Annotated in this window: 13 protein-coding genes; 4 read left to right on the top strand and 9 right to left on the bottom strand. The window is 66.2% G+C overall.

Annotation, left to right across the window (positions count from 1 at the left end; translation table 11 throughout):
• Positions 1 to 14: 14 nt before the first annotated feature.
• A complete protein-coding gene (locus G6N42_RS15830) occupies positions 15 to 905 on the bottom strand; it encodes an alpha/beta fold hydrolase (RefSeq protein WP_232076159.1) in 891 nt (296 codons plus the stop codon).
• Between the two features lie 98 nt (positions 906 to 1,003).
• Here G6N42_RS15830 and G6N42_RS15825 point away from each other — a divergent pair, with 98 nt between their 5' ends.
• Together G6N42_RS15825 and G6N42_RS15820 are read left to right on the top strand one after the other, a co-directional pair.
• Positions 1,004 to 2,389: a cation:dicarboxylate symporter family transporter gene (locus tag G6N42_RS15825; RefSeq protein ID WP_163730436.1), complete on the top strand. Its 1,386-nt coding sequence runs from the start codon at positions 1,004 to 1,006 to the stop codon at positions 2,387 to 2,389.
• A 152-nt stretch (positions 2,390 to 2,541) separates the two neighbouring features.
• Positions 2,542 to 2,838, top strand: a complete 297-nt coding sequence (locus G6N42_RS15820; protein WP_083126716.1) for a hypothetical protein — start codon at positions 2,542 to 2,544, stop codon at positions 2,836 to 2,838.
• Between the two features lie 53 nt (positions 2,839 to 2,891).
• On the opposite strand, the gene G6N42_RS15815 is transcribed toward G6N42_RS15820, so the two are convergent.
• The 5 genes from G6N42_RS15815 to G6N42_RS15795 all read right to left on the bottom strand — a co-directional run bounded on the left by G6N42_RS15815 (position 2,892) and on the right by G6N42_RS15795 (position 7,851).
• Entirely contained in the window at positions 2,892 to 3,197 is a 306-nt protein-coding gene (locus G6N42_RS15815; protein ID WP_174262093.1) for a hypothetical protein, read from the bottom strand.
• 18 nt (positions 3,198 to 3,215) lie between these two features.
• Positions 3,216 to 4,406, bottom strand: a complete 1,191-nt coding sequence (locus G6N42_RS15810) for a lipid-transfer protein (RefSeq protein ID WP_163730434.1) — start codon at positions 4,404 to 4,406, stop codon at positions 3,216 to 3,218.
• A gap of 41 nt (positions 4,407 to 4,447) precedes the next feature.
• Positions 4,448 to 4,789: a DUF732 domain-containing protein gene (locus tag G6N42_RS15805; RefSeq protein ID WP_163730433.1), complete on the bottom strand. Its 342-nt coding sequence runs from the start codon at positions 4,787 to 4,789 to the stop codon at positions 4,448 to 4,450.
• Between the two features lie 118 nt (positions 4,790 to 4,907).
• Positions 4,908 to 6,662, bottom strand: coding sequence for a serine/threonine-protein kinase (locus G6N42_RS15800; protein ID WP_163730432.1), 1,755 nt, complete (start codon positions 6,660 to 6,662; stop codon positions 4,908 to 4,910).
• A 49-nt stretch (positions 6,663 to 6,711) separates the two neighbouring features.
• Entirely contained in the window at positions 6,712 to 7,851 is a 1,140-nt protein-coding gene (locus G6N42_RS15795) for a BTAD domain-containing putative transcriptional regulator (protein ID WP_163730431.1), read from the bottom strand.
• 144 nt (positions 7,852 to 7,995) lie between these two features.
• On the opposite strand from G6N42_RS15795, the gene G6N42_RS15790 reads away from it, so the two are divergent.
• Positions 7,996 to 9,045 (top strand): NAD(P)H-dependent amine dehydrogenase family protein, encoded by a 1,050-nt coding sequence (locus tag G6N42_RS15790; RefSeq protein WP_163730430.1) that lies wholly within the window; start codon positions 7,996 to 7,998, stop codon positions 9,043 to 9,045.
• On the opposite strand, the gene G6N42_RS15785 is transcribed toward G6N42_RS15790, so the two are convergent.
• From G6N42_RS15785 to G6N42_RS15775, 3 genes are read right to left on the bottom strand one after another with little or no spacing between them, the layout of a single operon-like run.
• Positions 9,042 to 9,788, bottom strand: coding sequence for an SDR family NAD(P)-dependent oxidoreductase (locus G6N42_RS15785; RefSeq protein ID WP_163730429.1), 747 nt, complete (start codon positions 9,786 to 9,788; stop codon positions 9,042 to 9,044). The two genes, G6N42_RS15790 and G6N42_RS15785, sit on opposite strands and share 4 nt — an antisense overlap.
• Positions 9,785 to 10,828, bottom strand: a complete 1,044-nt coding sequence (locus G6N42_RS15780) for a zinc-binding dehydrogenase (RefSeq protein ID WP_163730428.1) — start codon at positions 10,826 to 10,828, stop codon at positions 9,785 to 9,787. The genes G6N42_RS15785 and G6N42_RS15780 overlap by 4 nt, the downstream gene beginning before the upstream one ends.
• Before the next feature lie 7 nt (positions 10,829 to 10,835).
• Positions 10,836 to 11,561, bottom strand: a complete 726-nt coding sequence (locus G6N42_RS15775; RefSeq protein ID WP_163730427.1) for an HAD family acid phosphatase — start codon at positions 11,559 to 11,561, stop codon at positions 10,836 to 10,838.
• 52 nt (positions 11,562 to 11,613) lie between these two features.
• Between G6N42_RS15775 and G6N42_RS15770 the strand changes: the two genes are divergently transcribed.
• Complete coding sequence (locus G6N42_RS15770) at positions 11,614 to 12,465, top strand: patatin-like phospholipase family protein (RefSeq protein WP_232076158.1); 852 nt, start codon at positions 11,614 to 11,616, stop codon at positions 12,463 to 12,465.

The following is a 12,465-nucleotide window of genomic DNA, read 5'->3' as shown; positions in this document are numbered from 1 at the left end:
GGATCGCGCGCGGGTCAAGCGCGGAGTTCCTCTGCCGCAACCGCGAGTATGGCGTCGCTCTCACCCACGGCGATGAAGTGCCCGGCGCCGTCGACGGGATGCCACACCGAACCCGGCATCGCATCGGCGACCGCCCTGTTGATGGGATCGGGAACCAGCTTGTCGTCGAGCCCCTGCCATATGTGAACGGGCCGTTCGATCGCGGCGACATCGAAAGCCCAATGGCGGTAGAGCAGTTCGGCGTCGCGGACAAGTCCGTCCGAGCCGTGCGCGAAGCATTCCGCGCAGGTTTCGCCGAACGCCTTGCCGATGTCGGGACGGAGGAGGAGCTGCTGGTCGTAGTCGTTGAGCGTGCCGCGGACCTGTTTGACGAATGAGGACGGGAAGCGCTTGGCGGTCAAGCCGAGTGCGGCGTACATCAACCGGAAGCCGGGCGTGAAGCGCAGGGCGAGTGTTCCGCCGAGCGCATCGATCTTCGAAAGGTATTGCGCCGCTGAGTTGTCGCCGAACGCACCATAGCTCCCGGGCGCGATACTGCTGACGTGCAGTAGCCGGTCGGGGTCGATGTAGGCGGCCGCGGCGAGTGCCCACGGGCCGCCCTCCGACCAGCCTGTCACGCCGAATTCCCGGTATCCCAACGCGTCGGCAACGGTGACGATGTCGTCGGCCCACCCGGAATAGGTGCGGGTCTTCTGGGGGCTGGACTGACCCTGGCCAGGCCGATCGACACCCACCAACCGGATCCGGCTCTTGGTTGCCGACTCCGCGAGCATCAGGACCTCGAGCCGACTGCTGGGGCCGCCGTGGTTATGGATGACGAGTGGTCCAGCGGGGTCGCCGACTTCGAGATATGAGAGCCGACGACCGTCTGCGGTCGTGACGTGAGCAGCGGTTTCGACGGCCACGTTCGTGAACATACCGAACTAAATGAACTAAAGCGTGACCTGTCTCACGTCGTCCTCGAGTCTGACTGCAGATCACATTCACCGACTTGGAGGTAGCAATGGCCATCCTTGACCGTCCGTCATCGGCAGCCGAACCGCCGGACAAAACACGCCGCGACCGCACCCACTGGTTGTACATCGCCGTCATCGTCGCGGTGTTCGCCGGTGTCGCCGTCGGCATCCTGGCGCCAGGCGTAGGCAAGAGCGTCGGCGTCTTGGGGACCATGTTCGTCGACCTCATCAAAATGATGATCGCGCCGGTCATCTTCTGCACGATCGTGCTGGGTATCGGCTCGGTGCGCAAGGCCGCGACCGTCGGCAAGGTCGGCGGTCTGGCGTTCATCTACTTCCTCGTCATGTCCACCTTCGCACTCGCCATCGGCCTGGTGGTCGGCAATCTGCTGCATCCCGGCACCGGCATGCACCTCACCGAAGGTGCCTCGGGCAAGGGCGCCGAACTCGCCGAAACGGCCCACGAGGCAGGCGGTCTCATGGACTTCGTCAAGGGCATCATCCCGGAGACGCTGTTCTCGTCACTGACCGCGGGCAGCGTCCTGCAGGCGCTGTTCGTCGCATTGCTCGTCGGGTTCGCGCTGCAGGCCATGGGTACGACGGGTGAGCCGATCCTGCGCGGCATCGAATCCCTGCAGAAGCTGGTGTTCAAGGTCCTCGTGATGATCCTGTGGCTCGCGCCGATCGGCGCGTTCGGCGCGATCGCCAACGTCGTCGGCCAGACCGGGTGGACTGCGGTGACCCAGCTGCTCGGCCTGATGCTCGGCTTCTACGTGACCTGCCTGGTGTTCGTCTTCGGTGTGCTCGGCACCATCCTGCGGGTCGTCTCCGGGGTGTCGATCTTCAAGCTGGTGCGCTACCTGGCACGTGAATACCTGCTGATCGTGTCGACCTCATCGTCGGAATCCGCATTGCCGCGCCTCATCGCCAAAATGGAGCACCTGGGCGTCGACCGCAGCACCGTCGGCGTCGTCGTACCCACCGGCTACTCGTTCAACCTGGACGGCACCGCGATCTACCTGACGATGGCGTCGCTGTTCATCGCGGGGGCGCTCGGCGACCCGCTGTCGCTGCCCGAACAGATCGGCCTGCTGGTGTTCATGATCGTCGCGTCCAAGGGTGCCGCCGGTGTCACCGGTGCCGGCCTGGCCACGCTCGCAGGCGGGCTGCAGAGCCACCGTCCCGACCTGCTCGACGGCGTCGGTCTGATCGTCGGCATCGACCGGTTCATGTCCGAGGCCCGCGCGGTGACCAACTTCTCCGGCAACGCCGTCGCGACGGTTCTCGTCGGCTCGTGGACCAAGACCATCGACAAGGACCGGGTGAATTCGGTCCTGCGCGGCGAGGATCCGTTCGACGAGTTGACGATGGTCGACGATGACCATTCCACCCGCGAGTCCACCCGCGAGGAACGCGTTCCCGCCCCCGCCTGATAGCTGACTGAAAGACCCGGCCGAGTTCCCGCGGCCGGGTCTTTCTCTGTCGCTGAAACTTTTTCGAGATTGCTTTGAACCTGATTCGCGGGTGTCCCGTCGTACCGCGTGAAGGCCACCGGGCCTACACAACGACGAAGGGAGACGCAAACATGCGCTCAACACTATTGATAATGACCGGAATTGCCGCGGCGGCGTGCGGAATCATCCTCGCGCCCGCAGCCATCTCGTCGGCTCAGGAGTCGGCTCAGCTCACGATTGCGAATCTCGAGGCGCAGGGATTCGACGTGAAGATCAACCGGATCGGCAGCGCACCGCTCAACCAGTGCGTCGTGACCGACATCCGAAATGCAAGGAATCGAACCGAACTGGTGCGCCGCGGAGATGACCTGATCGAGGTGGTCGCCGAACGCAACATCACTGTCACCGCCGATTGCTCGCGGCGCTGACGGCCCTATGAGAAACCCGGCCGGGATCCGGCCGGGTTTCTTTTTGACGTCGATCAGCGCGAGCAGTCCAGCGACACCGAGATCGGCTGGCTGATCACCTGCGGGAACAGCACGCCGTCGGTGTTGCCCCCAAGGAGCGGAACCAACTGGGTGAACTGCTGCGGATTTCGGACGCTCGTGACCACACAATCCGACAGCGGGGCCGTGCCGATCTTGTCGATCGTCACGTTGTAGCCCTTGTCCTGCAGGTCCTGGATCGTCTCCTGCGCTGATTTACCCTCGTCGGCCGACGCGATGCCGGCTGACGCCAGCGCGCACACACCGAGGACACCGGCAGCGAGGATCAATGTTGTCCGCACCCGCCAAGTATCCCCCATTCAGCGCTCGGCGCGCTGGTATGCGGTCACAACGGCTGCGCCGCCCAGGCCGATGTTGTGTTGCAAAGCGGCGGTGACGTTGTCCACCTGCCGCCTGTCGGCGGTACCTCGCAGCTGCCAGGTGAGCTCGGCGCACTGCGCCAGACCCGTGGCACCGAGCGGATGCCCCTTGGAGATCAGGCCGCCCGACGGGTTGACGACCCAGCGCCCGCCGTAGGTGGTGTCGTTGTTGTCGATCAGCTTGGGCGCCTCGCCCTCACCGCACAGTCCCAGTGCCTCATACAGCAGCAGCTCGTTGGCCGAGAAGCAGTCGTGCAGCTCGATCACCTGGAAGTCTTCAGCGCCGAGGCCGGACTGGTCGTAAACCTGCCGTGCGGCTTGGACATTCATGTCGTAGCCGATGACGTTGCGGGCGCTGCCGTCGAACGTTGAGTCGAAGTCGGTGGTCATGGCCTGGCCGACGATCTCCACGGCTTGCGAAGCCAGCCCGTGCTTGTCGACGAACGCCTCGCTGGCGAGGATCGCCGCACCCGAGCCGTCGGAGGTCGGCGAGCACTGCAGCTTGGTCACCGGATCGGAGATCATCTTCGCGGCCAGGATGTCTTCGAGGGTGTATTCCTCCTGGAACTGCGCATACGGATTGTTAACCGAGTGCTTGTGGTTCTTGTAGCCGATCTTCGCGAAATGCTCTGCGGTGGTCCCGTACTGGCGCATGTGCTCACGGCCCGCGGCGGCGAACATCCACGGCGCGACCGGGAACGCGAACTCGTCGATCTCGGCCAGCGCCTTGATGTGACGGCCGAGCGGTGACTCGCGATCCTCGGCGCCGCCCTGCAACGATCCGGGCTGCATCTTCTCGAAGCCCAGCGCGATGGTGCAGTCGGCGAGACCGCCGCGAATCGTCTGTGCGGCAAGGAACAACGCGGTGGAACCCGTCGAACAGTTGTTGTTCACGTTGACGATCGGGATGCCCGTCATACCGAGTTCGTAGAGTGCCCGGTTGCCCGACGTCGAGTCGCCCGAGCAGTAGCCGACGAAGCCTTGCTGCACTTCGGTGAAGTCGATGCCGGCGTCTTCGAGCGCCTTGGTACCGGACTCGCGGGCCATGTCCGGATAGTCCCAGCCTTCGCGACGACCTGGCTTTTCGAACTTCGTCATTCCGACGCCGACGACGAAAACTTTGTTTGGCATGCGACGACAGAAACATATGGCGGGGAAACTGTCTAGCCCGACTAGGCGAAGAGGGCGCTGTGCTCGGGGCAGAAGTTGTCAACGGCGGAGACGACGAAGGTCGCGACCTGATCGGTGGTCAGGTCGGTCGCGCCCATGATCTCCATGCCGAGGTCGACGGGGTCGGCGCCGTCGTCGAGAGCGACGCAGACATCGTGTCCGGCAGAGATCGCGCCCCGCGTGCTGTCGTAGGCGATGCCCTCGGCGGTGATATCGGCCAGGAAGTTGTCGTCGGCCGAACTCAACGCTGCGGCGGTGCCTGCGGAGGCGAATGCGGCCAGCCCCAACGCACCCGCGACGAACGCGGTGCCTGCGAACTTGGTGACTCCGTTGCGAGTGAACATGAGGACTCCTGATGTCGGTGTCGTTCCGGTTGTTTCCGGGTCGACATCAGAGTCGGACAGCCGCCTTGACGGATTCTTGCCAGATTCTTGGAGCGCGGAGAACCTGCGAATCAGCGCGTCAGGCGAACTTCAGCCACCAGTCGTGCAGATCGGCCATATTGGGGCCCTGCGCGTCACCGATCAGAAGGTTCGTGTTGAAGGTCCAGGTGATGTCCTGGTTGCCGTTGAAGATGCCGCAGGCGATCCGGCCTTCGACCTTGTCCGGCGTTTCGGTGAAATGCCACGTCGTCGGTGAATCGGCGTTGCTGTTCGGGCACGGCATCAGTTCCGAATTCGCCGCGACCGAGTCGTCGAACGCCCTGTCGAGCGCCGCCTGGTCGGCGAACAACGAATACCGAGCGTTCTCGGGGCCACCCTGCGGGGAGGCCTTTCCGCAGTCCACCGTGGCCAGCGCGCCCGTCGCAGGCGGGCTCACCGGCTCGCACACGCCCGCGTCGTAGCCGCGCGGCAAGACCGACATGAGCTTCGACTCGAACGAGTTCGGATCCGGCGTCGGCGTCGGTGTCCGCGACGTCCTGGTCCGCTCGGAGGTCTGGGCCGTGGCCGTTGTGGTGTCGTCGGTGGGGATCGGCTTGTCGTCGTCGGGTCGCGTGCCGAGGTAGATGCCCACTGCGCCGAGGATCAGCACCAACACCGCGCCTGCGGCCGCAATCGGAATCCACGGAACCTTTGAGCCGCCCGACGGTGGCTGCTGTGCGCCAGGCGTCTGGTGAAGCGGACCGGACGGTGGCGGCGGGGACGTCGCCCACATCGGTCCGCTCGGCGGCCCGCCCGTCGGTGGGGGACCGGAGTGGAACGCCGCGGGCTGCGGGCCGGACTGCGGCGGCGGGGGCTGCGTCGAGTAGGGCGGCGGTGGCGGCTGATGTGGTGGTTGCGACGAGTACATCCGCGGTTGGGACGGCGGAGGTGGCGGCGGCACCGGCCGGGTCGCGGCCTCGCTGCGCTGCAGAATCGTGGCGGCCTGATCCTGCTCCCGGTGGGTGAGCGCATCGGTCGCCGCCGCCGCCAGGTCACCGGCGCTGGCGTAGCGATCCTCGGGTTTCTTCGCCATCCCGCGGCCGATCACCTCATCGAACTTCGGCGGAATCCCCGGGCGCTGCACGCTTGGGCGCGGCGTCGGGTTCATCAGGTGCGCGGTGATGATGGTGCCCACGCTGTCGCCGGAATACGGTTGCGCCCCGGTCAGGCATTCGTGCAGCACGCACGCGAGCGCGTACACGTCGGCGCGGTAGGTGACGTCGTCGCTGGTGAAGCGCTCCGGTGCCATATACGCGTAGGTGCCGACCGCGGTACCCAACTGGGTGAGCTTCTCGTCGGTCACGGCGTTGGCGATGCCGAAATCGACCAGGTATGCGAAGTCCTCACGGTTGAGGATGATGTTCTCGGGCTTCACGTCGCGGTGGGTGATCCCCGCTTCGTGGGCGGCGTCGAGCGCCGATGCGATCTGGCGCACGATCGCCACCGACCGCGCCGGCGTCATGGGTCCGTAGCCCTTCAGCACCTTGCGCAAGTCGGTGCCGTCGATCATGCGCATGTCGACGAACAGGAATCCGTCGACCTCGCCGTAGTCGTGAATCGGTACGACGTGCGGCTCCTGCAGCCGACCGGCGGCGTGCGCCTCGCGCTGCAGCCGCTTACGGAACACCGGATCCGTCGACGCCGACTCGGGCAACAGTTTCAGCGCGACGATGCGGTCCTTGACCGTGTCCTCGGCTTCGTAGACCTCGCCCATGCCGCCCTTGCCCAGCAGACGGCGCAACTTGTATGGGCCGATCTGGGAACCAACGCGAGACCCCTGCTCGGAATCGCTCATCGGTTTCTCCTCAGATATGAATTGCTGGCAAAGACACCCTAATTCCTCGCTAGGCCGGGCGCGGCTCGATCTCGAACGTGAACTCGTGATCGCAGATGCGGATCGTGTCGCCGTCGCCCAGGGTCGCGGTGCCCCGGATTCGCTCTCCCCGCACGTCGATGCCGTTTGCCGAGCGCATATCGGTGATCACGAAGCTGGTTCCGGTGTCAATGATCACCGCATGGTGGCGGCTGACATTGTTGTCGTCGAGCACGATGTCGTTGTCCGATAGCCGCCCGATCCTGGTCGCCGTCGCCGTCAGGCGATACGCGCGCCCGGCCGCCGAGCGCAAGGTCGCCAGCGCCGCCGTCGCATTGACCGCCGTCCGCATGTCGATGTCGTTGACCTGGTGCACGGCTGTCGTCTTCGCGGCCTGCTTCACGTCCAGCGGCTCCTGCCGGAGGATCTTCTCGTGCAGCGCACGCACCGTCGGCCCGGGGTCGATGCCCAGGTCTTCGGCCAGGGTGGTCTTCAGCCGCTGGTAGGCGTCCAGCGCCTCGGACTGGCGTTCGGCCGCATAGAAGGCGGTGATCAGCTGCGCCCACAGCGGCTCGCGGTACGGATACTCGACCGTGAGGCTCTCCAGCTCGGAGATGACGGCATAGGCACGCCCGCAAGCGATTTCGGCTCCAGCCCGCGCGGTATGCGCCTCGACCTTGTCCTCGGTGAGCGCGGTCGCGAACACATCGACGAACTGAAAGGTGCGCAGGTCGTCGAGGACCGGTCCGCGCCATTCGGCCAGGGCATCGGTCAGGTGCCTGCTGGCCTCCTCGAAACGGCCGGCCGCCGCGGCGTGCACTCCGGCCGCCTTCTCGACCACGAATCGGCCGATGTCGCAGTCCGCGTCGGCGGCGTTCAGCCGATAGCCCGGCGGCGCGTTGACCAACACCTGCTTCGGGTCCGCGCCCGCGGTGCTGACCAGCTTGCGCAAATTCGAGATGTAGGAGTGCAGGCTGGCCCTGGCCTCCGCCGGCGGTCCCTCTTCCCATGCGGCGGTGATCAGGGAATCGGTGGACACCGGGCGGTTCCGATTCATGACGAGCATCGCGAGCACGGCACGCAGCTTCGGCGTGCCCAGCGTCACCGGCGCAGCGTTGACCGTCATCTGGAGTGGCCCCAGTACGCCAAAGCCGATCTTGACCGAACCCATCACCGAAGTTCTATCGCGAACCGGCGCGACACGCACTCATGACGCGAAATCGGGGGCCCCGCGCCGTACTCGCGCAGATCGCCGCGCACGAAGTCTCCGTCGTGTAGACCTAAGTAGAACGTGTTCTAGTTGCGAGGAGGCGGTATGGCGCTGAAGGTCGTGCAGTGGGCGACGGGCGGCGTCGGAGTCGCCGCCATCAAGGGCGTGCTGGAGCATCCCGAGCTCGAGCTCGTCGGCTGCTGGGTGCACTCGGCCGACAAAGCGGGCAAGGACGTCGGCGAACTCATCGGCGAAGAGCCACTTGGCGTCACCGCGACCAACAACGTCGACGAGATCCTGGCGCTCGACGCCGACGCCGTCATCTATTCGCCGCTGCTGCCCAATCCCGATGAGGTCGCCGCGCTGCTGCGGTCGGGGAAGAACGTGGTCACTCCGGTCGGCTGGGTGTATCCGAGCGAGCGGCAGTCGGCGGCCCTTCGCGACGCCGCGATCGAGGGCAACTCGACGCTGCACGGCACCGGCATGGCGCCCGGCGGTATCAGCGAGAAGTTCCCGCTGCTGTTCTCGGCGTTCTCCACGGGTGTGACTTTTGTTCGCGCCGAGGAGTATTCCGACTTGCGCACCTACGAAGCACCCGATGTCGTCCGCCATGTGATGGGGTTCGGAGAGGTGCCCGACAAGGCCCTGAGCGGACCCATGCAGAAGCTGCTCGACGGCGGCTTCATCCAGGCGGTGCGGATGATCGTCGACAAGGCGGGCTTCAACGCCGACCCGAAAGTGCGTTCGTCGCAGGAGATCGCCGTCGCCACAGCACCTATCGAATCGCCGATCGGCGTGATCGAGCCCGGCCAGGTCGCCGGCCGAAAGTTCCACTGGGAGGCGCTTGTCGGCGACGAGGTCGTCGTCCGCGTCACCGTGAACTGGCTCATGGGCGAAGAAAAGCTCGATCCGCCATGGACATTCGGCCCGGAAGGACAGCGTTACGAGATGGAGGTTCGCGGTAATCCCGATATTTCGATCACGGTGAAGGGATTTCAGTCGGCGGTGGGCGGCGAGGGTCCGGAGTACGGGATCGTCGGCACCGCCGCGCACTGCGTGAACTCGGTGCCCGCGGTGTGCGCCGCCGAACCGGGCATCGCCACCTATCTCGATCTGCCACTCATCAGCGGCAAGGCGGCGCCCCGGCTGAGCTAGTCGCGCGGCAGAATGCCGCCGTCGAGCGTGACGACCTTGTTGGTCAGATAACCGTTGCGCAGCATGGCGATTGCCATGTCGGCCACCTCGTCGGGCCGGCCTATGCGTCCGACGGGGATCGGGATCGGGGGAGTGCCGGTCTCCAGGTCTGCTGGAAACATCTTCGTCTCGCCCACCAGCGCGGGGGCCAGGCTGTTGACCGTCACTCCGTCGGCCGCGACGCGCGGTGCGAGGTGGTGCATCAGGCCGTGCAGTCCTGCCTTGCTCGCGGCGTAGTGGGCCCCGACCACGCCGCCGGTGAGGGCGGCGACCGATGAGATGAACAGGATGCGTCCGTACTTCCGCTCGATCATCGCGGGCAGAACCTGTTGCGCCAACAACCACGGAGCGGTCAGGTTGACCGCAATCGTCGCGTTCCACGACGCCAGATCGATCTTCTGCCACCCCTTGATGTCGGCCGTGCCCGCATTGGGGACGAGCAGGTCGACCGGGCCCAGTTCGTGGACCGCATGCGCGACGAGGGCGGCCGGTGCCTCCGGATCGGATAGATCGGCGGCGAGGACGGTGACCCGCCGCCCCTGGTCTCGCGCATAGGCCGCGACCTCTTCGGCATCGTCGGCGTGCTGCCCGTAGGACAGGCACAGGTCAGCGCCCTCGTCGGCGAGTCGTCGCGCGATCGCCTTGCCGATACCGCCCGACGCGCCGGTCAGCAGCGCGACCCGGCCCCGCAGGTCACCCGTCACGGCTGGACCAGAATGCGGATCGGGTTGCCTTCCTGGCTGTGCAGCCTTTCGATGCCGACCGCGATGTCCTCGAGGGAGACGACGTCGCTGATCGAGCGCGAGATGTCCAGTCGGCCACGGGAAACCAGCGTGGCCAGCGTTTCGATGTCGACGTTCTGGTAGCCGAGGTGGCCGAGGACCTGCTTCTGCGTGAGTGCGAACATGCTGGTGCTTCCAACGCAGGCGGGCTCGGCGCTCATTCCAACCGCGACGAGACGGCCGCCGACCGTCAGGCTGTCGAGCGCCTGCTCGAACGTCGACGCGAGGCCCACCGCGTCGAACGCGACGTCGAGCTTGCGCCCGCCGGTGAGCTCGGCGATCTTCTCCGAGAGTCGTTCGTCGCGGGCGTCGAACGCATGGTCCGCACCGAGTTCGACGGCGCGCTCGAGCACCGCCGGCTTGACGTCGACGGCGATCACCGGCGCGGCACCGACCAGCCGGGCCAGCTGCACGATGTGGGTTCCGACCCCGCCGACACCCCATACGCCGACCGATTCGCCGATGCCGACCTTGCCGGTGCGCACGACGGCGCCGAACGGCGTCGACACCGCATCGGCCAGGATCGCGGCCTGCTCGAGCGGGACGTTGTCGGGCACCCGGGTCAGGCCGGCGGCCTGCGCGACGGTGTACTCGGCCCACGCCCCGTCGTAGGCGAACGCCATCAGCTGGATGGCCAGGCAGTTCGTGACGTTGCCGCGGCGGCAGTTCGCGCATTGGGTGCACGGCCTGCCCGCGGCCACGACCACCCGGTCGCCTTCGGCCCACCCGGTGACGTCCGGGCCCAACTTGGCGATGGTCCCCGACGCCTCGTGGCCCTGGGTGACCACCGGGCGCATGGCCGGGAACGTGCCGTTGATCAGACTCAGGTCGGAATGGCAGATGCCGCAGAACGCGACCTTGACCAACACCTCTCCCGGTCCGGGCTCGGGTATCGGAACATCTTCTACCGCAAACGTTTTGGTGTCAGCGTAGAAGCGTTGCGCCCTCATCGTGTCGGCCATGTCACTCCTAGGGGATGCGGTAGAAAGGGTTGGGCAGTAGATATGTCTGCTGTGCGTGCCCGCCGGCCAGGTCCGACGGCTGATCTCCGACGTTGGCGATGATCGTGTAGCCCTGTGCCTCGATCTGTGCTCGCTGTGGGGCCTTGAAGTCGGCGGCGGAAACATAGAGTGAGCCCGCCGGTTCCATGATCAACCGTTCATAGCCGGTGTAGCCGACCGCCTGCAGATTCTGTTCGGTTGCCGCGCGCCACGACTCCTGCCTGCCGGTGATGAAGAAGACTGCGGCGCCGCGCAGCTTGGCGGTGGTGAACACAGCCATCGTCGGCGGGATCACCGTCGACTGTGCGAGTCGGCCGAACGCCTGCAATCCGCACGGTCCGTGCGGCAGGTCGTCACATGGACCGTTGTAGACGCGGCCAAAGTCATTGGCCTTGATGACTTCCCAGTTGGACAACGAGGTTTCGTCGATATCGAGGACGATTGCGGGCCTCGCGACGCGCGGGGCCTGCTCGTTGATCCACGCCACCGCGGGTGCCGCGGCCTGTTGCAGGTTCGTCAGGTAGGCGCCGCTGTCGTAGTACGCGACGGCGTCACGTTTGAGGTCGCCGACGTTGGCCGGTTGGACGGGCAGCGGGATGATCGGGACCGGCGGTGCGGGTGGTTGGGCTACGGCCGACGGACTGCCTGCAAGGACCAGTGTTGCCAGAGCTGCGACAACGACACCGCGGACCATGGCCAGACCTTAGCCGCCGCACCTTTTGGGCAGCCTGGCAGACTCGGTTCCCGTGACGAAACGGGCACTGGTGCTGGCAGGTGGCGGTCTGGCGGGAATCGCGTGGGAGACGGGCGTCCTGCGCGGCATCGCCGACGAAGCGCCGGAGACGGCCGAGGCCCTGCTCAACAGCGACGTGTTGGTCGGCACGTCAGCGGGGTCGACGGTGGCCGCCCAGCTCATCAGTGGCCTCGGTCTCGACGCGCTGTTCGAGCGGCAACTGGAGACGTCGACGACCGAGCGCAACCCCGACGTCGGCATCGAGGAGATCACCGAACTGTTCCTTGCGGCAGTGACGCAACCCGGCTCCAAAGAGGAGAAGCTGCAGAGGATCGGCAGCGTCGCCCTGTCGACGAAGACCGTGCCGGAGATCGTCCGGCGTCAGGTGATCGAACACCGGTTACCCGAGCACGAATGGCCGGAACAAACACTGCGTATCAGCGCAATCGACACCGCCACAGGTGAATTGGTGACCCTCGATCGCAACTCCGGGGTGAATCTGGTCGACGCTGTGGCCGCCAGCTGTGCGGTGCCTGGCGTCTGGCCGCCCGTCACGATCGGCGGTAGACGATTCATGGACGGCGGGGTCGGCAGCACCGTCAATCTCGAACTCGCCGCCGACTGCGATGTCGTGGTGGCGCTACTGCCACAGGGCCGGACGTCCCCATCACCGTTCGGCACCGGAGCGGTCGAGGAGGTCGACGACTTCTCCGGCGCGGTGTTCGCGGTGTTCGCCGACGACGAGTCGCTGACAGCCTTCGGTCCCAATCCGTTGGATCCGGCCTGTCGCGCACCGTCCGCGGTGGCGGGACGTGAGCAGGGCAGGCGGGTGGCGGCCGAGGTCGCGGCCTTCCTGCACCGCTGA

Source organism: Mycobacterium gallinarum, from assembly GCF_010726765.1.
In the GTDB taxonomy this organism is placed as follows: Bacteria; Actinomycetota; Actinomycetes; order Mycobacteriales; family Mycobacteriaceae; genus Mycobacterium; species Mycobacterium gallinarum.
Note: the sequence above shows the minus strand (reverse complement) of the source record. Positions and strands in the feature narration are given on the sequence as shown.

What these genes read in the sequence shown, in the direction of transcription:
- G6N42_RS15805 (WP_163730433.1), bottom strand. Translation starts at nt 4,789, where the DNA reads ATGTTCACTCGCAACGGAGTCACCAAGTTCGCAGGCACCGCGTTCGTC.
- G6N42_RS15775 (WP_163730427.1), bottom strand. Translation starts at nt 11,561, where the DNA reads ATGGTCCGCGGTGTCGTTGTCGCAGCTCTGGCAACACTGGTCCTTGCA.
- G6N42_RS15820 (WP_083126716.1), top strand. Translation starts at nt 2,542, where the DNA reads ATGCGCTCAACACTATTGATAATGACCGGAATTGCCGCGGCGGCGTGC.
- G6N42_RS15810 (WP_163730434.1), bottom strand. Translation starts at nt 4,406, where the DNA reads ATGCCAAACAAAGTTTTCGTCGTCGGCGTCGGAATGACGAAGTTCGAA.
- G6N42_RS15795 (WP_163730431.1), bottom strand. Translation starts at nt 7,851, where the DNA reads ATGGGTTCGGTCAAGATCGGCTTTGGCGTACTGGGGCCACTCCAGATG.
- G6N42_RS15825 (WP_163730436.1), top strand. Translation starts at nt 1,004, where the DNA reads ATGGCCATCCTTGACCGTCCGTCATCGGCAGCCGAACCGCCGGACAAA.
- G6N42_RS15790 (WP_163730430.1), top strand. Translation starts at nt 7,996, where the DNA reads ATGGCGCTGAAGGTCGTGCAGTGGGCGACGGGCGGCGTCGGAGTCGCC.
- G6N42_RS15800 (WP_163730432.1), bottom strand. Translation starts at nt 6,662, where the DNA reads ATGAGCGATTCCGAGCAGGGGTCTCGCGTTGGTTCCCAGATCGGCCCA.
- G6N42_RS15780 (WP_163730428.1), bottom strand. Translation starts at nt 10,828, where the DNA reads ATGGCCGACACGATGAGGGCGCAACGCTTCTACGCTGACACCAAAACG.